This is a genomic window from Granulicella arctica (assembly GCF_025685605.1).
GTDB lineage: Bacteria > Acidobacteriota > Terriglobia > Terriglobales > Acidobacteriaceae > Edaphobacter > Edaphobacter arcticus.
In genome coordinates this window covers 3,186,480-3,206,906 of the sequence record NZ_JAGTUT010000001.1, presented here as the reverse complement: position 1 = coordinate 3,206,906, position 20,427 = coordinate 3,186,480, and the positions used below count along the sequence as shown (strand labels likewise).

Annotated in this window: 19 protein-coding genes; 10 read left to right on the top strand and 9 right to left on the bottom strand. The window is 59.2% G+C overall.

All coding sequences use genetic code 11. The features are described from left to right. Positions 1-7: 7 nt before the first annotated feature. Entirely contained in the window at positions 8-874 is an 867-nt protein-coding gene (locus OHL20_RS13670; protein ID WP_263383732.1) for a 3-hydroxybutyryl-CoA dehydrogenase, read from the bottom strand. Between the two features lie 106 nt (positions 875-980). Between OHL20_RS13670 and OHL20_RS13665 the strand changes: the two genes are divergently transcribed. Continuing rightward, positions 981-1,745: a hypothetical protein gene (locus tag OHL20_RS13665; RefSeq protein WP_263383731.1), complete on the top strand. Its 765-nt coding sequence runs from the start codon at positions 981-983 to the stop codon at positions 1,743-1,745. Here OHL20_RS13665 and OHL20_RS13660 read toward each other — a convergent pair. Further along, complete coding sequence (locus OHL20_RS13660; protein ID WP_263383730.1) at positions 1,742-2,494, bottom strand: Stp1/IreP family PP2C-type Ser/Thr phosphatase; 753 nt, start codon at positions 2,492-2,494, stop codon at positions 1,742-1,744. The genes OHL20_RS13665 and OHL20_RS13660 overlap by 4 nt on opposite strands. 132 nt (positions 2,495-2,626) lie before the next feature. On the opposite strand from OHL20_RS13660, the gene OHL20_RS13655 reads away from it, so the two are divergent. Then, the gene (locus OHL20_RS13655) at positions 2,627-3,511 is read left to right on the top strand and encodes a DNA-methyltransferase (RefSeq protein ID WP_263383729.1); all 885 of its coding nucleotides are present in this window, start codon (positions 2,627-2,629) and stop codon (positions 3,509-3,511) included. Between the two features lie 91 nt (positions 3,512-3,602). Here OHL20_RS13655 and OHL20_RS13650 read toward each other — a convergent pair whose 3' ends face one another. Both OHL20_RS13650 and OHL20_RS13645 read right to left on the bottom strand, forming a co-directional pair. Then, positions 3,603-4,115: a DUF4870 domain-containing protein gene (locus tag OHL20_RS13650; RefSeq protein WP_263383728.1), complete on the bottom strand. Its 513-nt coding sequence runs from the start codon at positions 4,113-4,115 to the stop codon at positions 3,603-3,605. Positions 4,116-4,260: 145 nt separating this feature from the next. Continuing rightward, positions 4,261-5,199, bottom strand: coding sequence for a metallophosphoesterase family protein (locus OHL20_RS13645; protein WP_263383727.1), 939 nt, complete (start codon positions 5,197-5,199; stop codon positions 4,261-4,263). Between the two features lie 69 nt (positions 5,200-5,268). Here OHL20_RS13645 and OHL20_RS13640 point away from each other — a divergent pair, with 69 nt between their 5' ends. The 8 genes from OHL20_RS13640 to OHL20_RS13605 all read left to right on the top strand — a co-directional run bounded on the left by OHL20_RS13640 (position 5,269) and on the right by OHL20_RS13605 (position 11,980). Continuing rightward, positions 5,269-5,790: a vitamin K epoxide reductase family protein gene (locus OHL20_RS13640; RefSeq protein ID WP_263383726.1), complete on the top strand. Its 522-nt coding sequence runs from the start codon at positions 5,269-5,271 to the stop codon at positions 5,788-5,790. Between the two features lie 25 nt (positions 5,791-5,815). Then, positions 5,816-6,208, top strand: coding sequence for a hypothetical protein (locus OHL20_RS13635; RefSeq protein ID WP_263383725.1), 393 nt, complete (start codon positions 5,816-5,818; stop codon positions 6,206-6,208). A gap of 65 nt (positions 6,209-6,273) precedes the next feature. Then, entirely contained in the window at positions 6,274-7,200 is a 927-nt protein-coding gene (locus OHL20_RS13630; protein WP_263383724.1) for a dehypoxanthine futalosine cyclase, read from the top strand. 21 nt (positions 7,201-7,221) lie between these two features. Beyond that, on the top strand, positions 7,222-7,635 hold the full coding sequence (locus tag OHL20_RS13625) for a VOC family protein (protein ID WP_263383723.1): 414 nt from the start codon (positions 7,222-7,224) through the stop codon (positions 7,633-7,635). Positions 7,636-7,714: 79 nt separating this feature from the next. After that, the gene (locus tag OHL20_RS13620; protein WP_263385014.1) at positions 7,715-9,337 is read left to right on the top strand and encodes a cellulose synthase family protein; all 1,623 of its coding nucleotides are present in this window, start codon (positions 7,715-7,717) and stop codon (positions 9,335-9,337) included. Continuing rightward, positions 9,334-9,705 carry a hypothetical protein gene (locus OHL20_RS13615; RefSeq protein ID WP_263383722.1) on the top strand — a complete coding sequence of 124 codons (372 nt, stop codon included), beginning with the start codon at positions 9,334-9,336 and terminating at the stop codon, positions 9,703-9,705. The genes OHL20_RS13620 and OHL20_RS13615 overlap by 4 nt, the downstream gene beginning before the upstream one ends. A 63-nt stretch (positions 9,706-9,768) precedes the next feature. After that, complete coding sequence (locus OHL20_RS13610; protein ID WP_263383721.1) at positions 9,769-11,115, top strand: aminopeptidase P N-terminal domain-containing protein; 1,347 nt, start codon at positions 9,769-9,771, stop codon at positions 11,113-11,115. A gap of 448 nt (positions 11,116-11,563) precedes the next feature. Beyond that, on the top strand, positions 11,564-11,980 hold the full coding sequence (locus OHL20_RS13605) for a hypothetical protein (RefSeq protein WP_263383720.1): 417 nt from the start codon (positions 11,564-11,566) through the stop codon (positions 11,978-11,980). Positions 11,981-12,075: 95 nt separating this feature from the next. Here OHL20_RS13605 and OHL20_RS13600 read toward each other — a convergent pair whose 3' ends face one another. The 5 genes from OHL20_RS13600 to OHL20_RS13580 form a co-directional block, all read right to left on the bottom strand. Beyond that, positions 12,076-13,086, bottom strand: a complete 1,011-nt coding sequence (locus tag OHL20_RS13600; RefSeq protein ID WP_263383719.1) for a hypothetical protein — start codon at positions 13,084-13,086, stop codon at positions 12,076-12,078. Positions 13,087-13,283: 197 nt separating this feature from the next. Then, positions 13,284-17,129 carry an Rne/Rng family ribonuclease gene (locus tag OHL20_RS13595; RefSeq protein ID WP_263383718.1) on the bottom strand — a complete coding sequence of 1,282 codons (3,846 nt, stop codon included), beginning with the start codon at positions 17,127-17,129 and terminating at the stop codon, positions 13,284-13,286. 598 nt (positions 17,130-17,727) lie between these two features. Further along, entirely contained in the window at positions 17,728-18,150 is a 423-nt protein-coding gene (locus tag OHL20_RS13590; protein WP_263383717.1) for a DsrE family protein, read from the bottom strand. Between the two features lie 28 nt (positions 18,151-18,178). Further along, a complete protein-coding gene (locus OHL20_RS13585) occupies positions 18,179-18,757 on the bottom strand; it encodes a DUF4142 domain-containing protein (RefSeq protein WP_263383716.1) in 579 nt (192 codons plus the stop codon). 32 nt (positions 18,758-18,789) lie between these two features. Next, the gene (locus OHL20_RS13580) at positions 18,790-20,394 is read right to left on the bottom strand and encodes a VWA domain-containing protein (RefSeq protein ID WP_263383715.1); all 1,605 of its coding nucleotides are present in this window, start codon (positions 20,392-20,394) and stop codon (positions 18,790-18,792) included. Positions 20,395-20,427: the final 33 nt, after the last annotated feature.

The window sequence follows — 20,427 nt, the reverse complement described above, 5'->3', positions numbered from 1 at the left end:
CAGTCCCTCACTCGTAAGTGTAAAACCCTTTGCCCGATTTGCGCCCGAGCCAGCCGGCATCGACCATCCGGATGAGGAGGGGGCAGGGCCGATATTTGGGATCGCCGAGGCCATCGACCAGCACCCGCATGATGTCGAGGCAGACGTCGAGGCCGATGAAGTCCGCCAGGGTGAGCGGGCCCATGGGGTGAGCCATGCCGAGCTTGAAGACGGTGTCGACTGCCTCGGCTGTGGCGACGCCCTCCATGACGACGAAGATGGCCTCGTTGATGAGGGGCATGAGGACGCGGTTTGAGACGAAGCCTGCGGCGTCGTTGACCTCTACCGGGGTCTTGCCTAGCTGCGTGCTGAGTTCGCGGACTGCGTCGAAGGTCGCCTGGGAGGTCTGGAGGCCGCGGATGACCTCGACCAGCCCCATGACCGGCACGGGGTTGAAGAAGTGCATGCCGATGACCTGGGTGGGGCGCTGGGTCTGGGCGGCGAGCTTCGTGATGGAGATGGAGCTGGTGTTGCTGGCGAGGATTGCCTTTGGACGCAGGAGGCTGTCGAGTTCCTTGAACAGCTCTGCTTTTACGGCAAAGCGCTCGGTGGCGGCTTCGATCACGAGATCACATCCGGCCAGTTGGCTACGCTCGATGGTTGGCTCGATGTGCCCGAGCGTGGCTGCGGCCTCTTTGCTTGTCAGCTTTTCTTTGGTGACTTCGCGGGACAGATTCTTCTCGATAGCGGCGAGGCCTCGGTCCAAAGCCGGTTGCGCCACGTCTACCAGGACGACGTGGAAGCCTGCGCGTGCGCATACGTGGGCGATTCCGTTGCCCATGGTGCCAGCGCCGACGACGCCGATGGAATTCATACTGGAGATGCTTTCAGTCATAGGTCCTCAAGAAGCCGAAGTGTACCAGTTAGCTTGCGTCCCATTCCCAGCTGGTAGAGCAACGTGATACAAAGATCAGCAATCAAGCGCTCTTCCACCGATGGCTATGAGACATCTCACTACACTCGGTCGTCTTCTGCTCTCCCTTGCTATCGCTGCGTTCGGCGTGCAGCACCTGCTCTACGCCAAGACTGGTTCGGGACTTGGGCCGCCGTGGGTGCCTGAGAATCACCTCCTCGCTGCTGTGGCCGGAATCCTTCTGATTGTTGCTGCTGCGGGACTGGTGACTGGAAGGCAATCCTGTGCTGCGGCACTTCTGCTGGCACTGGTGCCGTTTGCGCGAGGCGTCGCTTACTACCTGCCGAAGATCGTTGCCAGTCCGCGTGCTCCGGATCCGTGGACCGGGGCCTTCGAACTCTTTGCCATCGCAGGCACCGGATGTGTGCTCGCCCAGTCGCTCTGTCGCCCTGGGGGCGCGAGGAAGTGGACACTGCTGCTTTACTTGGGACGATCTCTGTTCGCGATGTCGCTCGCGGTTTTTGGTGTACAGCACCTCCTCTATGGCCCCTTTGTCGCCGGGCTTATACCAGCCTGGATGCCTGCTCATCTCTTCTGGGCCTATTTCGTCGGGATCGCGTTTCTGGCTGCGGCTCTTGCAATCGCCAGCAAAGTCTATGCAGGGTGGGCGGCGACCTCGTTGGGAGCGATGTTTCTACTGTGGGTTGTGATGCTCCACGGACCGCGCGTCGCCGCAGCACACCGTAACAGTGACGAATGGACAAGCCTGCTGGTGGCGCTCGCGATGAGCGGATGTTCGTTTGCCATAGCGGGCATGGTCAGCAACGGCGAACGCGGCAGACGGAGTGTCTAGGCCTCGATGCGGAGGAGGAGGACGGTGATGTTGTCTCCGCCGCCTGCGGCGTTTGCTGCGTCGATCAGGGACTGGCACATGCTCTCGAGAGTAGCGTCGGCGGTGGTGAGGTGATCAGCGAGATCTTCGTCTGAGAGGTCCCGGGTAAGGCCGTCTGAGCCGAGAAGGTAGAGGTCGCCGGTCTCGGGGGTCAGCTCCTGTACCTCGGGCTCGACGCGGGGGCCTGAGCCGATGGCGCGGGTGATGATGTTGCGCATCGGGGACCGCTCCGCTTGCTCCGGCGTGAGCTGGCCTGCGGTCATCTGCTCCTGAACGAGGGAGTGATCGAGCGTCATGGGGGTTAGGTCTCCGGCACGGAGGCGGTAGCACCGGCTATCCCCTACGTGCGCGAGCCAGAGCGTTCTCGGCTTCCCTTCTGCTGCGGGTTCCAATTGAAGGGCTACCAGGGTCGTGCCCATACCCTTCATGCCCGGACTCGCGGACGCGTGCTCATGCACGGCTTTGTTCGCCGCCTGGACGGACGAGTTCAGGAGGTGCTCGGTTGTATCCGGGATGGGGAGGGCTGCCTGCATCTGCGTGAGAAAGGTGTTGGCTGCCAGTTCGCTGGCGACCTCACCTGCTGCCGCGCCGCCCATGCCATCGCAGACGATGAAGAGGCCTCGGTCTGGGACCGCTGCACAGTAGTCCTCGTTGCCGCTGCGGACGCGGCCTACACTCGAAAGCATGGCGAAGTTGAAACCCGGAAACATTTGACCTGCTGGCATAGTGCTCAAGTTGCTCCGAGATTCACAATACACGTCTCACCGAGCCAAGAGGAGTGCGATGATTGCTGGCATGCATCCTCAAGCTCTATTGCGGGCGGCGAACGTTGTGCCGCGCCTATGAATCGGATCATCCATGGTGACAATCTCGCCGTGCTGCGGGACCTGCCGACCGCGTCCATCCCACTGATCTATGTCGATCCGCCGTTCAACACCGGTCGGCGGCAGGTGCGTCCCGCGATCAAGACGATTCGGGATGAAGCGGGGGATCGCACTGGCTTTGGCGGCCACCGGTATCGGACGGAACGCAGCGAGATCTCCGGTGCCGGGTATATAGATGCCTTCGACGACTTCCTTGGCTTCCTTCGGCCGCGCCTTGTCGAGGCTCACCGGGTTCTCTCGGCGACCGGTAGTTTGTTCTTTCATATCGACTATCGTGAGGTGCATTACTGCAAGGTGATGCTGGATGAGATCTTCGGTCGCGACTGCTTCCAGAACGAGATTATCTGGGCGTATGACTATGGGGCTCGCTCTACGAAGCGCTGGCCGGCCAAGCACGACAATATCCTCTGGTATACGCGGCAGCCGGAGAACTATACCTTCAATCTCCACGGTACGGACCGCATTCCGTATATGGCTCCGGGCCTGGTTGGTCCCGTGAAGGCGAAGCGGGGTAAAACGCCGACGGATGTCTGGTGGCACACGATCGTTTCGCCTACGGGCAAGGAGAAGACCGGCTACGCGACGCAGAAGCCGCTGGGCATTCTGCAGCGTATTGTTCGCGTCCACTCGCACCCGGGGGAGACGGTTCTCGACTTTTTTGCGGGGAGCGGGACGACGGGGGAGGCAGCGGCGAAGAACGACCGCGCCTTCATCCTTGTGGATGAAAGCGCGGAGGCCGTTGCGGTGATGGAGGGTCGGCTGGAGCGGTTCGCTCCGAAGAAGACGAAGCATCGGCGGAAGGCTGTGAAGCGCAAGGCGGACGCAGGGTCCCTTCGGAAATGACGGAAAGCAAGGGCTGCAGGGAGCTTGGTACATTCCCACCTCCCAAAATCGGGAGATGGGGCACCCGTGCGTTCGTGTCTCTGAAGAGAGCCTAGCTCTGGGCCTGCTTGAGTGCGAAGTCGCCGATCACTGGCAGCTTGAACCACTCGCCCTTGCTCGCCTTGATGATGCAAGCGAGCCAGCCAATGAACATGGCGAGACCGACTGCGAGGTGGACGAGGCCGATGAGCATGCCGATGAGCGGAATGACGTGCAGGATGATAGCGAGAATCGTGAGGCAGATCTGCAGGCCGACCCATACTGCTGTGAGCGCCAGGCACTGGATTGCGTGGAAGCGTACCAGCGGAATCTTGTTGTAGGGCTCGAGGACGAGGAAGACGATCGCCGGGATGATGGTGACGTACGCCAGTGCGGCGGCGCTATTGGTCGAAAGGCCTGAGGATGCGGCCGCCGGAGGGTAACCGGCGGGCGGCGGGTACCCACCCTGTGGAGCGTATCCCTGTGGTGGAGGGTACCCGGCGGGGCCAGCGTTCGGGATGTCGGTGTAGGGCGTGTTCGTGTAGGGCGGGGTGTAGGGCTGCTGTGGTGGGATCGGGTCACTCATGGAAGTTCCTTGTGCTGCTGGGATTTGCGTCGGACGAGTGCCAGGCCCACGGAATGCACCGTTCGCAAGTGGCATCAGCATACCTCAGCGCATACGCAGGTCAAGTGATTTCTTCCAGGCTCCCGCAGACGTTGCCATCGAGGCCTCAGGTATTCTGCGGGGCTACTGTCTGGAAGCCGTAGGTCTCGTAGCGCGTGGTCAGCCGTCCGTTGGCTACGGATGCCACGGTGAAGCCCTCTGGCGTGCCCATGCGTGTGCCGTGCCACCAGTTTCCGCAGACTGCGCCACTGGTGATGTAGGGAACGCCGCGCCACTCGACGCGCTCGTTGATGTGGGTGTGGCCTTGCAGCACGCCGATGACGTTGTGCGCGGCGAAGAGGTCGATGACGTCACTTGAATTGGCGACGCTCAGGCCGTGGTGTGTGGCGGTTGGGGGAGCGTTCGGGGCTACCGGGACCTCGGGCACATACGAGAGAAACGCCGTGACCAGCGGGATGTGGACGGACACGATGATTGGTGTGCCTGCGGGAAGTGCGTTCAAATCCTTCGAGAGCCATAACAACTGGTCCTCGTCTACGCGGCCCTCGTAGGCGCGATCCTTCGTGATGCCGATGGAGTCGAGCACGACGAAGTGAACGCCTTTGTGGTCGAAGCTGTAGTATGTCTTGCCGAAGCGCTCTTCGAACAGCTTCTTGCCGTAGAGCGGGTCTGTGGGGGCCATGCCGCTGGCTGGGTAAACGCCGAGGACGTCGTGGTTCCCGATGGTGTGGTGGAGCTTCATGCCGAGATCCTGCTCGGTTTTACCGTAGAGATCGTAGAGGGACGAGGCTTTGGCTTTGGAGACGCCCAGCGAATCGAAGACATGGTCGCCGCCCTGGATGGCGAAGTCGGCCTTGATGCCGCGCGCCTTCTTGAACGCCATGTCCGTGCCTTTGGCGGCGTCAAGCTCCGGCTGCAGGTGGGTATCGGTAATGAAGAGGAAGGTGAACGGCTCGATAGCGGGAGCGGCAAAGGTGGCCTTCGGCAGAGCGGCGGAGACTCCTGCGGCACCGAGCAGCGAGAGAAAGTGGCGACGATCGAGCATGTTCATGCAGTCAGAATACCGCCCGCAGGTTGCATCGCGATGACGCGGATTTCTATTAAGATAGGGAGTATGAAGTTTCTGCTCGCGCTCCTTGCTGTTGCCGGCCTCTGGGTCTCCGTCCTCGCGCTCCGCGTCCACAACCAGGCCCCCGGCGACGCGCCACCGTGCGCCGTTACGGAGAAGTTCGACTGCGGCGCGGTGAATCACAGCCGGTTTGCGGTCTTCCCGCCTCGCACGTTTGACGAGGATGCTAACGCGAAGGGTCACATTCCCATCGCGATTATCGGGATTGCGGGCTATGGCCTGATGGCGATTGTGGCTTTGTTCGGACGTTACTGGATGCTGCTGCATCTTGCTGAGTTCGGGTTTATGGCGGCTGCGTTCCTGAGCTATCTTGAGGCCTATGTCTTGCAGAAGTGGTGCATCTACTGCCTGTGGTCGCAGTGCATCGTTGCCACCATCCTGCTGCTTACTGCCGTGACGATCTTTGTTCGCTGGCGGCAGAGTCTGCGTGGTGGTCCACTTGATCGCACGATGCTGGTTACCGACCTCAAGGATGACTCCAAGGCGATCGTCAACACCTGGCACTAGACCAACATCCGCTACCATAGGGACCATGTGGCCCAAGGTCTTCGCTCAACTCGTCGAACTGCTCCCTCACGTCTCCCGCCTGATTCCGATGGCGGACAAGTTTTTTGCTTCGAAGTCCGCCAGCGAAAAGGCGAATGAGACCGCCATTACGGCGATGGCTGAGCATGTCCGCGCCGATCTGGGCGAGGTGACTGCGGCGCATGCCGGTATGTACCGGCAGCTTCAGGATCAGGGGACTCAGCTTGCGGCGATCGCTGATGAAGTGAAACAGAACCGTGTTGCCGTTGAGGGTGAGACCTACCGGATTGCTCTGCTTGAGAAGCAGTTAGCGAGCCTCGGGCTTTGGATCAAGACGGGTGTGCTGCTCCTGCTGGCTGCGTTCGCTATTTTGATTACGCTTGTGCTGCGTCCTCACTAAGAAACGTTGTTGAGGGCGAAGCTGGTCTTATCTCCGTCGATCCAGACTCGGCGTAAACTGAAGCAATGGGAATTACCCGCCAGCAAGCCCTGGACGCAAGCCGCAGCGACGATCTTATCGGGATCGGCATGGAGGCGGACGCGGTTCGCCGCCGCCTTCATCCTGAGGGCGTCGTCAGCTACGTCATTGATCGTACTCTCTGTTGTACGGCCGAAGATCTCGACGGCAAGGTGAAGGAAGCCGTGGATTTGAACGTCACCGGTCTCAACCTTCACGGCGACCTGCCTACGCTTGCTGCGTGGGAGAGTCTTTTAGCTACTCTTCGCACCCGGCAGCCCGCTCTTTGGCGCCATGGGCTTTCCGCCACCCAGATCGTCGCCCTTGCTTTTCAGGAGAATTTGACCCTTCGCGATGCGCTGGTTCGACTCCAGACAGCAGGCTTGCAGTCGTTGACCGGTGCCGATGCGGGCATTCTTGATGAGGCTGTGGCTACAGGTACGCGCTGTACCCCGGTAGAGTGGCTCGCCGTACATCGCGAAGCTCATCGGCTTGGCATGCCCTCGACTGCGGCCATGCTGTTCGGCGCAGGCGAGACGGTTGAACACCGCATCAACCATCTGGAAGCTCTCAACGATCTGCAACAGGAGACGAACGGTTTTATTGCCTTCATTCCTGTTGCGTTCCAGCCTGCTGCCGCGGGCATACGGGGCTTCGAAGAGGCTACCGCCGTCGAGTACCTGCGCACGCTGTCGATCGCTCGGATCGTCCTGGATACCATCCCGAATCTTCAGGCTGACTGGGCTACGCAGGGGCTGAAGGTATTGCAGATGGCCATTCGGTTTGGGGCGAATGACGTGGGCTCCACGATGCCGACTGAAACGATTCTTACTCCTGACAGGACGACCGAAGAGGACCTGCGGCGGGTGATCCGTGAAGCCAGTCTGAAGCCTGTGCAGCGCGATACGGTGTACCGGACGATGTTCCTCGGGTAGCGAATCGGCATCCAAACCGGCATGATCCTCAACCGCCTCGACCACCTTGTCCTGACCGTAGCCAGCATCGAGAAGACGTCGGTTTTCTATGCCCGGCTCGGCATGAAGGTCGTCTACAAAGACGGCCGCACCTCTCTCCACTTTGGACCGAACAAGATCAACCTTCACGAACGCGGGCACGAATTCGCTCCGCACGCTGAGCCACCGACCCCGGGCTCGGGAGATTTCTGCCTCATTTTAGATACGCCGCTTGATCAAGTGGCGATCGAACTTCACATCTTGATATATCGATTGAGGAAGGTCCCGGCGAGCGTGACGGAGCTACCGGGAAGATCCGCTCCCTCTATCTCCGCGATCCTGATAACAACCTTGTCGAACTGGCCCAATACGTCTGACGCTGGGGCCTACCCTCGCTCGCAACCGCCTATAACGTAGAATCAACCAGACACGTCACTACCTGCACGGAGCCGCAATCCTGTCTTCTTTCACCTCATCCACCCAGTTCGCGCTCGCCCTGCTCCTCGCACCAAAGGGCATTGGGCACTACTGGAAGACGCACTATGCCGACCGCACATTCGAGCATCTTTATCGCTGGAACGCATTTGACACCGCCCTCTTAGTTCCCTACTTCATCGTGATGCTGATCCTTGCCTTTTACGGCATCCACCGGTACCAGTTGGTCTGGCTCTACTTTCGCAACAAGAAGAACGCGGCAAAATGGGATGAGCCGGTGGCCCGGTTTCCCGAGGGACAGCTTCCCTTCGTGACCATTCAGCTGCCAATTTTTAATGAGCAGTTCGTGATCGACCGCCTGATCGAAGCGATCTGTCGTCTGGATTACCCGCGGGATCGCTTTGAGATCCAGGTGCTTGACGACTCCACGGACGAGACTGTCGAGGTGGCCCGCGAGATCGTTGAGCGATACGCCCAGGGCTTCCCGGGCATGGCTCCCCAACCGATCGTCTATCTGCATCGCACCAACCGTTATGGCTACAAGGCGGGAGCCCTGGACGAAGGCCTCAAGGTTGCGAAGGGCGAGTTTGTCGCTATCTTCGATGCGGACTTCGTTCCTCCGCCGGACTGGATCACGAAGGTTATCCAGCACTTTGCCGAGCCGCAGATCGGGATGGTCCAGACTCGCTGGACGCACCTGAACCGTAATTACTCCTTCATGACGCAGGTAGAAGCTATCCTGCTGGACGGGCATTTTGTGCTGGAGCATGGCGGCCGCTCGCGTGCTGGCGTCTTCTTCAACTTCAACGGGACAGCAGGCATGTGGCGACGGACGACGATCGGAGAGGCTGGTGGCTGGCAGCACGATACTCTGACCGAGGACACTGACCTTAGCTATCGCGCCCAGATGGTGGGCTGGAAGTTCAAGTACCTGCAGGATGTCGAATGCCCTGCTGAACTCCCGATCGAGATGACCGCCTTCAAGACGCAGCAGGCGCGCTGGGCCAAGGGCCTGATCCAGACGGGTATCAAAATTCTGCCCCGCGTGATGCGCAGCGACATGCCGTGGCATACCAAGCTTGAGGCTTGGTATCACCTGACCGCCAATCTCAGTTATCCGCTGATGATTGTCCTGAGCACGTTGCTGATGCCGGCCATGATCATTCGGAGCTGGCAGGGTCTGGCGCAGATGTTGCTGATCGATCTGCCGCTCTTCATGGCGAGTACCATGTCCGTCTCGACGTTCTACCTGGTCAGCCAGAAAGAGCTTTTCCCGAAGACCTGGTACAAGACTTTTCTTTACGTTCCCTTCCTGATGGCGCTCGGTGTCGGCCTGACAATTACAAATACGAAGGCGGTGCTGGAAGCTCTCTTCGGCATCAAGTCCGCCTTCGCGCGCACGCCTAAGTATTCTGTGAAGAAGAAGGGCGAGCGCTCGCAGGCCAAGGTGTATCGCAAGCGCCTCGGCATTGTTCCATGGATCGAACTGGCCATCGGCTGTTACTTTACCGGGACTGTCTGGTACGCCATCTCGACTGAAAACTTCTTTACGGTTCCCTTCCTTCTTCTGTTCGTCCTTGGCTACTGGTATACGGGGCTGCTGTCGCTTCTGCAGGGACGCTTCGAGCGCAATGCCAATCCCGGTCAGGAGCTTCACGAAAAGCCTTACCCGGTCGGCATTTGAATCTCTTCACGCTCACGATCTGGATTGCGGCTATCGTTCCCCTCGCAGGCCATCTTTACTGCCTCTGGACCCTCCGCGGTAGCCGCACGAAATCCGCTTCCACCGGGGTTCTACTTGGACTCGTGATCGTCGCTCTGAATCTGATCCAATTGCTCGTCCGCAGCTTTCCGGGTAGCCATCTCAAGTTGGGCGAATTTGGCTTGATTGCTGCGCCTGTCGTCGCGCTGCTGATAGCCTTCGCCGCCGTACCTCTGATGCGCCGCTCTGGCGACTTCGAGGTTCAGAGCATCGGGATTCCCGCTGTCATCCTTTCACTGTTTTCCATGGCTTCCGTCGTCGCGCTTGGCTCGCTCACCATCGCCGGGTGATTCCGCAAAATACGACCGAGCATTGACCCTACGCGCTAGAATGACGTGAACCCAAGGACACTTATGCGCACGTTGCTCGCCCTAGCTCTCCTCACCTGCACTACCTTCGCTCATGCCTTCGAGTCCGTTCCGAAGCCCGAGTACCGCACACGTCGCGCCGCTCTTGCCGACAAGATGAAGGGTGGCGTCGCCATCTTCTTCGCCGCTGAGGAACCCATCCTCGACTTTATGCCCTACCGTCAGGATGAGGACTTTTACTATCTGACCGGCTGGAACGAGCCTGGTGCCGCGCTGGTCGTGATCGCGAGTAGCCCCGCCGTCGCCGCAACCGACATCACACCGGCTCGCGCCATGCGCCCCTATCGCGAGATACTTTTTCTTCCTGCGCGGCAGCTTCGCACCGAGAAGTACACGGGGGTGAAGATGGATGCCGCCACGCCGGGCGTTACGACCGCAACCGGCGTCGACGAGGTTCACGCGATGGCGGAGATGCCGGCGATCCTCAGCGCCATCTCTCCTACGCACCGCCTCGGAAGTGTGTGGACGGAGCCTGACTCCAAACAGACGAAGGCCCTGCTCGACTTCTTCGCGGCGAGCATTGGACTCGGCACGACGCCTCCCACGCAGGACGTCACCGACCTCACCACGGAGCTGCGGGCCATCAAGTCTCCCGCTGAAGTAGCCTTGCTCCGCAAGGCTTCGGATGCGTCAATCGCCGCGCAGCTAGCGGAGATGAAGGCGGTTCGACCCGGCGCAACTGAGGGCCATGTCGCTGGCGTCATCATTGGGAAGCTGATGGATGAGGGCTGCGAGCGCGTCTCCTATGCGCCTATTGTCGGCTCGGGAAAGAACGCCACCACTCTGCACTACAGTTCGAATGCCGCCACGATGAAGTCCGGCGACCTTGTCGTGATTGATGCTGCAGGTGAGTACAGCATGTACGCCAGCGATATCACGCGGACGCTGCCTGTGAATGGAAGGTTTACCGCCCGGCAGCGGGAGATCTATGATCTTGTGCTCGGGGCTCAGCGCGCTGCTGCTGCTGCCTTCGTCGCAGGCAAATCGAAGATCAACGACCCGAATCACAAGGAGCCCGACTCCCTTGATACCGTGGCGTTCAACTACATTAATGAGCATGGCAAGGATCTCCACGGCGAATCGCTCGGGAAGTACATGATTCATGGGATCGGCCACTTGGTCGGCATCGACGTCCATGACCCGTGGATCTACTCCAGACCGCTCGAGAAGGGTATGGTCTTCACCATCGAGCCTGGGATTTATCTCCCTGAAGAAAACATTGGCGTACGCATCGAAGACGTCGTTTATGTCGATGATCAAGGAAAGCTCGACGACCTGATCGCCAAGCTTCCTCATACGGCTGCGGAGATTGAGGCGGCCATGAAGCACTAGCTTCGATAGAATCCAAGGTCGCGAAAGGGCCAACTTTCAGGACTGCTTAATAGGCCGCCCGAGGTACCTTGAGGCTTTGGCCTCCCCTATCCGGGGGGAGCTTGCTCCTTTGGCGTCCTGGGATGAGATCTACAAATACCTTATCAACAGTCGATTTAGACGATCTGTCGGTCGGCACCCGAGTGGTGGAATGATCGTTGGAAAATTGCAACTACGTGGCGTGTCGCTCTTCACTCTGATCGTGCTGACGAGTAGTTGTCTGGCGCAACCCGCGAAACATGCAGGAGTAAGTTCCGCCTGTGCGCCTTTGCAACATCGCTTTGACTCGCTCCTGACTGCGCTGCAAGGCAAGTCCGCTCTCGAACAACGAAGCTCCCTCCTGCATTTCCTTGCTACCGTTCCCGATGATCCGGAAGACTGCGTCACTCGTGCCGCAGAAGAAAAGCTTGTGGCCATGGAAGGATCACTGTTCAGCTTGAAAGTCGGCAGCACACTTGTTCCGCCTGATTGGCTCTATCAGTGCTACACGATCGATGCACGAAGCCAGCACTGCAAGCATGCGACTCCCTACGCTGACGATATCCCGCACGCGCCGAACGAGACACTGATGACACCACACTCGCTACCGCCGCTAGGACGAATTGCAACGATTGACATCACACCAGGCACCGGCTGCAAGGTCCTGAGTATTTCGGCACTCGATGCAGCAACACTCAATCACAGAAAACCGCCGACAATTCTCTCATCTCGACGCCAAACCTTTTCCGCTGCGCCGCTGCAACTTATGAAAACCCCAGTGCTCATCGCATCGATTCGTTGTAACGACAGCATGCGATTTCGCAAGGCCGCATGGCTTCTGAAATAAGTTGACGACTCAAATTCCATTCGAACGAAGAACAGGCTGTGGCGATCAACGCCACAGCCTGTTCTTCGTTCACGGTATAGATGTTCGGGTTGGAGCTAGAACCGAATACCAAACGTGATGGGGATGTACGTGGTTCGCGCGCTGTTCTGCGGGAAGGCGTTGAAGTAGTTGTTGGTCGCACTACCGAGGGAGTACGGCTTCGGCGAGTTGTCGACAAAGACGTAGCGCGCCTCAGCGTAGAGCTTCTGGTTTCCGAATCGCGACGGCTTGTACGTAAATCCGATACCACCATTCACACCGAACGCATTGCTCGTGTATTTATCGATGGACTGGTTGGCCTGGTATTCATAGCAGCCGTAGTAAGGGTCGCAGTACTCGCCAACCGCTGGAATCGTGAAGTTCGCTGTCTTATGGTAGAAACCGGCACCTGCGACGACGTACGCTCCGCTCTTCTCACCACCCATGAAGTAGTAAGTTGGATTGAGCGTAAACGACCATACATGGCTGCTGCCTCCTAGCTGCGTGAGCGAGTCACCGTTCTGGTCGGTAGCTCCCAGCTGATTGTAGGTTGCAAGCAGTGTGTTCAGGGTGTTCGTCTGAATACCGAAGTTCGCCCAATCGAACTGGGCGATGACCGCGAAGTTCTTATTGAAGTTGCGACCAATTCCGCCCTGAACGTTGTAGTTGGTCTTCAGCGTGTTGTGCGTTCCGCCAGTCGGCAGGGTGAAGCCGCCACCGACGATGAAGGCATACTTGTTTGAGCCGTCAGCGTTATGCATGTTGTCGGTGTAGCGTGGGCGGCCATAGCGACGGCGCGGGGGTGGCTGCAGACTTTCGCCGAGGGTGAAACGTTCGGCGGCAACGGCATCGGTTGTATCGGTGCTCGAACTTGAGCTGCTGCTCGATGTGTCCGTATCGAAGATATTGATCGGAGTCTTCAGAGCGGCCTGGAGATTCAATGCTGGATAGGCCTGCGTCGCGTACGTGCTCGTGGAGGCAATGGTCGCGGGCTGCTGGGCCTGAAGCCCAAATCCCGTCACGGCGGCGAGGAAGGTTACGGCCGCTACGCGACTCGCTTGAAAGAGGATCGGTTTCATCTTCTGCATCTTGTTGACTCCTAAATGTTAAGACGGCTGGAACATTGTTCTTGTCACAGTTCAACACGAACTTTGTCAGCATGTTGTGTAAGACGCTAACGAATCTGAAATGGATAACAGGCCTTCGCCCAGACTGTCCGTTTAGCGGCCAGCAAAACGGGCACCTGCATGCTGCGAGGTGCCCGTCCGCTTTCCTTCAGAGCGATTTAGTGAATATCAAACTGCTCGGGGTGGAGGCTTGGATCGGATTTGACCAGGATTGTCTTTCCGGACATCTCTTCCATCTCCTGTAGCCACTTGGTGCCCGGGCTCTTCAACTGCTTGACCACCTCGGGGTGGACGCGCAGCATGACGTCACCCTTATCGAGGTGCTTGTACATCTTTCGCATCTCGATGTAGATGTCGTTGCACACCGTGACCGGCGACTTGACCATGCCTGTGCCGACGCAGACGTTGCAAGTGGTCGACAGGGTGCGCTCGAGCGACTGCTTGACCCGTTTGCGGGTGATGGCCACCAGACCGAAGTCGTTGAACTGCAGGACCTTTGACGGAGCGCGATCGCTCTTCAATTCATCTTCGAGGGCAGCCATGACCTTGTTGCGGTTCTTTCGCTCATCCATGTCGATGAAGTCGATGATGATGATGCCGCCAAGGTCGCGGAGGCGAATCTGCCGGACGATCTCGGGAATGGCATCGAGGTTCGTCTTGACGATGGTGTCTTCGAGGCGAGCTGTCTTGCCGACGAACTTGCCGGTGTTGATGTCGATTGCGACCAACGCTTCTGTCTGGTTGATGACAATCGATCCGCCGGACTTGAGCCATACCTTCGAGCGAAGCGCCTTGTTGATCTCTTCCGTGATGCCGAACTGCTCGAAGAGTGGCGTCTCTTTGCCGTACAACTTGACGCGACGGATGAGGCTTGGCTGGAAGCGCTGCAGGAAGCGCAGCACCCGCTCATACTCGGTCTCGGTGTCGACCCAGATTGCGGAGAAGTTGTCTGTTACCTGATCCCGCAGGATGCGCTCTACGAGGTTGAGGTCGTGATAGATCAGGGCCGGCGACTTCGAGGACTCTGAGCGCTGCTTGATGTCGGTCCAGAGGTTCAGCAGGAAGCGCAGATCGCTCCGCAACTCCTCTTCGCTTGCGCCCGAGGCTGCGGTGCGAACGATGAAGCCGCCTGCAGCCTCACCCTTTTCGCTCAGCAGGATCTCCTTCAAGCGACGGCGTTCGCCATCGGATTCGATCTTGCGCGATACGCCGGTGTGGTTCACGGTCGGCATAAAGACAAGGAAGCGACCGGGGAGGGCGATGTGCGAGGTGATGCGCGCACCCTTCTTCGCGATCGGCTCCTTGGCGATCTGTACAAGGATCTCTTGACCCGGCTTCAGCAGTTCGCTAATTGCCGGCAGGTTCGTCGCCTGCATCGAGCGTCGCTGCCCACCGGACCGCCCACGGTCTCGATCTCCACCGCCGCCCGTGTTCCGCGGACGCCCGGAGCTATCGCCGCCGCGCTTATCCCGATCGCGACCGCCGCGACGGGCATCCCGCCGTCCACCGCGGCGCTCATTATAGGATTGTCCATCGGTCGGAGCAGCGTCGGTCGAGGCGGGTTCACGGAACTCGTTCGAGAAGTCGCCGGCAGCTTCAGTGGTCCGGGCAGCCTCCTCGGAGTCCTGGTCTTCATCCTCATCCTCAAATGTCTCGCGGCCGCTTAGCTCCTCTGACTCACCGACAAAATCCTCCTCGAGGAAGTCCTCATCATCGTCCTCGGGGTCGCCGCCTGGGCGGGTGATCTGGTCGATCGACATCTCGCGAATCATCGTGCCGAGGTCGGCCGCACCTTCAAGCGTCTCCTCTTCGAGGTCATCGTTTTCATCATCGTGCGAGGCGTGCATCGAGGCGACATCGTACTCGTCCTCCTCAAACAGCTCTTCCTCGAGATTGCCGGAGCCCGGCGCAAACGACTGAGTTGCGGGCTCCTCCTCCTCTTCCTCAAACGCTTCGGCGTGCTCTTCGACCAAGTCCGTTGCATCCGTTGCTGCGGGATCTATGACGGCTGCCTCGTGCAGGATGGGTGCCGTGGGTTCAGGCTGCTCGATCGGCGCAGGAACACTGACCGGCTCAACCGCGGGGGTCTCCGAAAGCATCTCGCCCGACGCGCTCACGGTCGTGGTATCCGAGGCGAGGTAGTCCGGCATCGGTGTGCCCGTAATTGGCTCGAAGTGCTCGATCACTGGCTCTTCGAATACCGGCGCTGTGATGGGCTCTTCGATTGCACTGCTCTCCGCAGAAACCACCGGCTCCGGGGTGAACAGATGCGTGTGGCCGAAGCCGGTCTCTGTGGGAGCGACGACTTCTTCCTCATGAACGTCGACTTCCGGTGCGGTCTCCTTTGTGGGCTCTTCGATTACCGCGCTCTGACGATACTCGCTGACCGCGACTGGATCGACGCGATGCGATGCGGCTCCCTCTTCAGGCTCATACTCTGCCGCAAGTGCGGGCTCGGTTTCGGCAGCAGCCTCAATCGCCGGTGCAAATTCGACGTCGGGCTCATGCTTCGTTTCGGGGCTTGCCTGGCTATTGGAGCTGGTCTCGTGGCTGATCTCGGCTTCGGGAACCAACTCGGGATGGGCAGCCATTGCGACTTCGGGCTGTGACTCGGGGGTCTCGGCTACACTCAGCCCGTCGTGCTCTTCGATCACGGCCGCGTGAACTACCTCGACTGGCACCACAGCGGGGTTTGTAAAATTCGCGCGGGTCTCGGTTCGCACACTGGTGCGCGGTTCCGCTGACCTGTCTGATCGCTTGTGCCGCGAGAGCGACTCACCCGGCAGCGTTGCTCCGCCGTCCCAGCCTACTGGAATGGAATATTCGCTTGAAGGAGCGGGAGCCGCGATGGTACTTGTGGGTTTCGTCTCCGCAGCGTCGTCGCCCTTGCGATACTTTCCAAGGGACTCACCCGGAAGGATGATCGGGTCGCCTATGGGTGCATCCATAAGCTCTTCCGCGTTACTCTCCAAGCCATACGAACTCTGCGACGGCGCAAAGCCGCGTGGCGCACGACCTCCGCGATCTTCACGGCCGCCACGCTCGTCACGTCCGCCTCGCCCACCACGATCTCGGCCGCCACGGTCGCCGCGACCTTCATTGCGGCTTCGCTCGCCCTGCCCACTCCGACGGCTCTCGTTATAGCTTTGCTCGGGATTAGCCTCAATCGGCGCTGCCTCGGTCGGCGCAGTGTCTACATATAATTCTTCCGCAATATTCTCAACCGACTCGGCCTCAGCCTCGGCGGGATACATCGGCTGCTCGCCAGCAACAGGTAAAGCTCCCGCAGCCGTGACCGGACCGCGGCCACGACGACGGCCACGACGACCGCGCCACCGGCGGCTACCATCCGCTCCCGGAGCGCCCTCACCTAAGTCGCCACCGTCCACATTCTCAGTAAAAGCAGGAGCGATTGGGGCAACCGGAGCGACGCGCGGCACGTCAGGACCAGCATCCGGTCGCTGGAAATCGGCGTTCGCAGAACGATCTACATTCGGTGTGCGGTCGCTACGATCATTGCGCCCACGGCGTCCGCGACCACCGTTATTGCGGTCACCACGGCCTTCGCCGCCGCGACCCTCACGCTGGCCTTCTGTCCTCTGGCCCTCGACACGGGGTGCGGCTTCACTTGATCCTTCAAGCCGGGGAACCCGCGCTTCGCGTGGCTCGCGTGGTTCTCTTGGCTCGCGAGGCTCGCGGATCCCTGCATCGCGGGGACTCGAATCACGCGATCCGTCGCCGATTGCGACCGTATCGAACTCGGCCGAGTCGGGTGCTTCTTCCATGAAGTCCGTGATGTAGAGGAATGCATCGCGCTCGAGGCCGATGTCGACAAATGACGACTGCATGCCCGGAAGCACGCGCGTTACTTTGCCGTTGTAGATGGAGCCGGCGAGTGTGTACTCATTCTCGCGTTCGTAATAGATCTCGGTGAGGGCGTCGTTCTCGACGATAGCCAGACGGGTCTCGTGTGGCGTGCTGGAGATATAAATTTCTTTCGACATTACTTCTGCTCTTTCTGCCCGGGCCTGATTTCTTCAGGCCGGAGCGGACAGGCAGACGGAGGATCGGGAGCGGTGCTAGCTGATCGCTAAGCGCTGCTCACCAGTGGTGCGGACAGGATGTGGAAGCATGCAAGCAGCAGCGGCCGAAGCCGATGTTCCAATGACACGAGGACCCGACCAGTGCGAGATCGAACGGCAACCCTGCTGCGAACCACCTCTGAAGAGAGGCAATTGCAGCGGCACGGACAAAATCTTTGACATGGGAGAAGCTTCAAGCAGGCGACATGCGGAGGTGACCGAAACAACCTCAATAAGAGGCGGGGCCGTTTGCCTTCCGGATGTGTTCATTCCCTAAACCTGTCCGGCCAATGGGTTCGATATCTCAGCCTGGCCGGCCTTTTTTCTAAATTCCTGGTAATCCTCAGCTAAAGCTGAGACTTGCTTTTGAAATCCTGCCGCTGCCGGCGCCGTGCGCCAAAGGGGAGCGGGTTTTATTTCCTGATCAGCATCTGGCCAATCAGGTCATGAAAACAGTATGCACTATATAGGTGGCACTTGGCTTGCTCCGGGGAGCTATTTATTCACAAGCGGTTCATAATCAGCGTCCGACTTTGACGTAGCTCCAGCCGGTTTCCTGCTTCCGTACCAGCTCTACAACTCCGGAAGGAACGCTCGTTACTCCGGACGCCAGGTCACTTTTTGCGATGTGAAGGGCCCGCATCGCCGTCTCACAAGCCACGAAATGCACGCCAAGCTGCTCGAGGTCGACGATTTCTTTTGCTGTGGACGCGCCTGCCTTCAGGCTATCGATCCCACCGCCATACGCCAGCACCTCCACCTCGGATGGCTCCGGCTTCACCCCTGCTAGAAAGTGATCCGCGAGAATCATGGCTGTGTGCCAGTCGTCCTGATCTGCCGAACTCAGCACAAAGACCACATGATGAGCGTGTGTGGCCTGCGCCGAAACACCAACACACGTCATCGCAGACAACAGGAAGACTCCAGCAAGACGCTTCAACATACCTGATTCTTTCACGCGCAGCGCACCCTCACTTGATTCCTCTGGCCGCCGCAAGCCTTTCCAGCAATGTCAAATTCTCATCGATCGCCGTCAAGGCTCGATCCACGACCGACTTCAGGCCTGCATCGGTCACCTTCTTTTCCTCGTCGCGAAATGCTTTCTGGTCCGCACGATGGCTCTTCACTAAATAGACCAGGTACTCCCGATCGAAGGCCTCGCCGGACAGGCTGGACAGTTTGCCAAGCTCTGCATGGTCCCTCCTGCCTAGTTTTGTGGGAGATCGAACGCCCATCTCATCAGCGATCGGGCTCATACTCTCGTTCAGCACGATGCGGTCGTGGACGATCTTCTGCGCAAGCTGTCTCACCTCATCGCTACCCGCTTTCTGCACCGCAAGCTGGCTCAATTGCACCGCCGCCAGTCCGGTCTCAGCCGCCTCCCGCAGAAACATCTTGTCCCGCGTTGATTGGCTCTCGCCCTGGTTTGCATCCGCTGTGGCGCTTAGTGTTCCTTCGACCCCGCGCGTGTTTGCGCCGTTGTTCTGAGCCATTGCGCTCACTGCGACGAAGAGTATCGTCAGACCGGTTGCTACAGTTCGAACCTTCATAGCGATCCTCCCCAACCACACCATAATGGGTTTCAAGGCTTGGCTGGCACGTCGCGGGACCGCGGCGTCGGCCGAGCGATCAGCGTCGCCGCTGGAGTAGGTGTCGCGGACGCCGCGTCTAACGTCTTCCGATCTACATCTACGCTGCCGAGCCGTCCTCCTTCGACTGTCTGCATCACCACACGAATGTTCTTTGTCTGTCTTGGAACTCGCAAGGTCAGGGACACTTGCGTGATGTACTTTGGCCGCAGCGTGGGGTCATCCGTTGGCGACTGCACCGTCACCGTCTCGACGCGCGAAGCGGCAATTCCTCGCTGGGCCGTCATGCAGACGGCGGCCAGCCGCAGGTTCGCCGTGCTCTTTCCATCCTCACCCTGCTGCCATGAGAGATCCTTGAGCCCAAGGTTTACCGTGAACTCCGCCGTACCTGTATCCGGATGTCGCACCACTTGACCAAGGGCCATCTGAAGATTGCGAAACGGTACATCGGACAACACCGCCTCATTGAGGTCCGTAATGACGTGGTGACGACTTTCGACCGTGCCAACGGTCTCCGGAGAAAAGTACCCTGTCTTCGTCATCACGGTGAACTCACTGTTGCGCACTGTTACCTTGATCGGCTTGAACGTGTCGGCGGAGACGCTCTCCTGGGGTTGGTAGGTCAACGTGTAATAGTTTGATCCGAGCTTCTGCGCATCCTTGATCTCGCCGTCAACGTCGTTCCGGTTGTAGAAGAACTTCCCTCCGGTCTCGCTCATGAACACCCCGAAGTTCAGGCCCTCTGCGAACGGATCGTGACCATGCTGGGCGGAGTTTGCTGCTGCGGCAACATACATCGTCTCCAGAGACAACCCTAGGGAGAGGTGAAGCACGTAAAGCGTCACCCGCGCATCCACCAGCAGGTCCGTTGTGTTGCGCATGTAGCGACCGACCCACTCCTGTGACTTGCCGATTACATCCTCAGCCTTGATGCTGGGCGACCCCTGGCCGAGCCAGATAATGTTCTTCCGTCCTGGAATGCCCTTATTCTGTAATGCAATCTGCTTGAGAGCGCTTGTGGACTGGATAAACCGCTCTCCGATAAATGCCGGGCTCAGCTTGTACGGCAGAGCTCTCGGCATATGGTGTAACGCAGAGATCAGGTCTTCCCTGTTCCGCGTGTAGCCCTGCACCATTTGCAGCGAGTTGTTTCCCAGCACCATCAGTTCACAGGGGGTCGCGAGTTGTGCCGGTTGCGCTGTGAGGTATCGCTCAAGCTCGAAGCGGATGTACGCAAAGTCGTCGTAGCTTGAGTTCAATAGGTCCAGCACTAAGATTGTCACCGGCGCTTTACCGACAGTGTCATCGCTCGCGGCCTCATCACCGGTGGTGTGGCTTTCTGGCGCCTCAAAGGAGAAGATCCGTTGAGGTCTCTTACCCTCGCTGATCGTGAAGTCGTCCCGCGTAAGCCCCGTCACTACGGGGTGGCCGCTTTTGTCGAGAACTGTGACATCCAGAAAGACCAGCCGCGACGCCACCTTGATCGTCGTGACGGGTGCTTTCTCAGGCTCCTGCCCGAACAGGAGAAAACCCGGCTGCAACGCTCCGATCAACACAGCCAGCAACGAAGCGCGCACTATGGCCCGGATAAAGCTCATCTCGTTCTCCGCAAACGAGCTTACGCGAGGGCA

Excerpts from the sequence above, each read along its gene's own strand:
- OHL20_RS13645 (WP_263383727.1), bottom strand. The coding sequence starts at position 5,199 with ATGCTCGATCGTCGCCACTTTCTCTCGCTGCTCGGTGCCGCAGGAGTC.
- OHL20_RS13655 (WP_263383729.1), top strand. The coding sequence starts at position 2,627 with ATGAATCGGATCATCCATGGTGACAATCTCGCCGTGCTGCGGGACCTG.
- OHL20_RS13610 (WP_263383721.1), top strand. The coding sequence starts at position 9,769 with ATGCGCACGTTGCTCGCCCTAGCTCTCCTCACCTGCACTACCTTCGCT.
- OHL20_RS13625 (WP_263383723.1), top strand. The coding sequence starts at position 7,222 with ATGATCCTCAACCGCCTCGACCACCTTGTCCTGACCGTAGCCAGCATC.
- OHL20_RS13595 (WP_263383718.1), bottom strand. The coding sequence starts at position 17,129 with ATGTCGAAAGAAATTTATATCTCCAGCACGCCACACGAGACCCGTCTG.
- OHL20_RS13600 (WP_263383719.1), bottom strand. The coding sequence starts at position 13,086 with ATGCAGAAGATGAAACCGATCCTCTTTCAAGCGAGTCGCGTAGCGGCC.
- OHL20_RS13590 (WP_263383717.1), bottom strand. The coding sequence starts at position 18,150 with ATGTTGAAGCGTCTTGCTGGAGTCTTCCTGTTGTCTGCGATGACGTGT.
- OHL20_RS13670 (WP_263383732.1), bottom strand. The coding sequence starts at position 874 with ATGACTGAAAGCATCTCCAGTATGAATTCCATCGGCGTCGTCGGCGCT.
- OHL20_RS13635 (WP_263383725.1), top strand. The coding sequence starts at position 5,816 with ATGTGGCCCAAGGTCTTCGCTCAACTCGTCGAACTGCTCCCTCACGTC.
- OHL20_RS13650 (WP_263383728.1), bottom strand. The coding sequence starts at position 4,115 with ATGAGTGACCCGATCCCACCACAGCAGCCCTACACCCCGCCCTACACG.
- OHL20_RS13630 (WP_263383724.1), top strand. The coding sequence starts at position 6,274 with ATGGGAATTACCCGCCAGCAAGCCCTGGACGCAAGCCGCAGCGACGAT.
- OHL20_RS13580 (WP_263383715.1), bottom strand. The coding sequence starts at position 20,394 with ATGAGCTTTATCCGGGCCATAGTGCGCGCTTCGTTGCTGGCTGTGTTG.
- OHL20_RS13660 (WP_263383730.1), bottom strand. The coding sequence starts at position 2,494 with ATGTTTCCGGGTTTCAACTTCGCCATGCTTTCGAGTGTAGGCCGCGTC.
- OHL20_RS13665 (WP_263383731.1), top strand. The coding sequence starts at position 981 with ATGAGACATCTCACTACACTCGGTCGTCTTCTGCTCTCCCTTGCTATC.
- OHL20_RS13640 (WP_263383726.1), top strand. The coding sequence starts at position 5,269 with ATGAAGTTTCTGCTCGCGCTCCTTGCTGTTGCCGGCCTCTGGGTCTCC.
- OHL20_RS13585 (WP_263383716.1), bottom strand. The coding sequence starts at position 18,757 with ATGAAGGTTCGAACTGTAGCAACCGGTCTGACGATACTCTTCGTCGCA.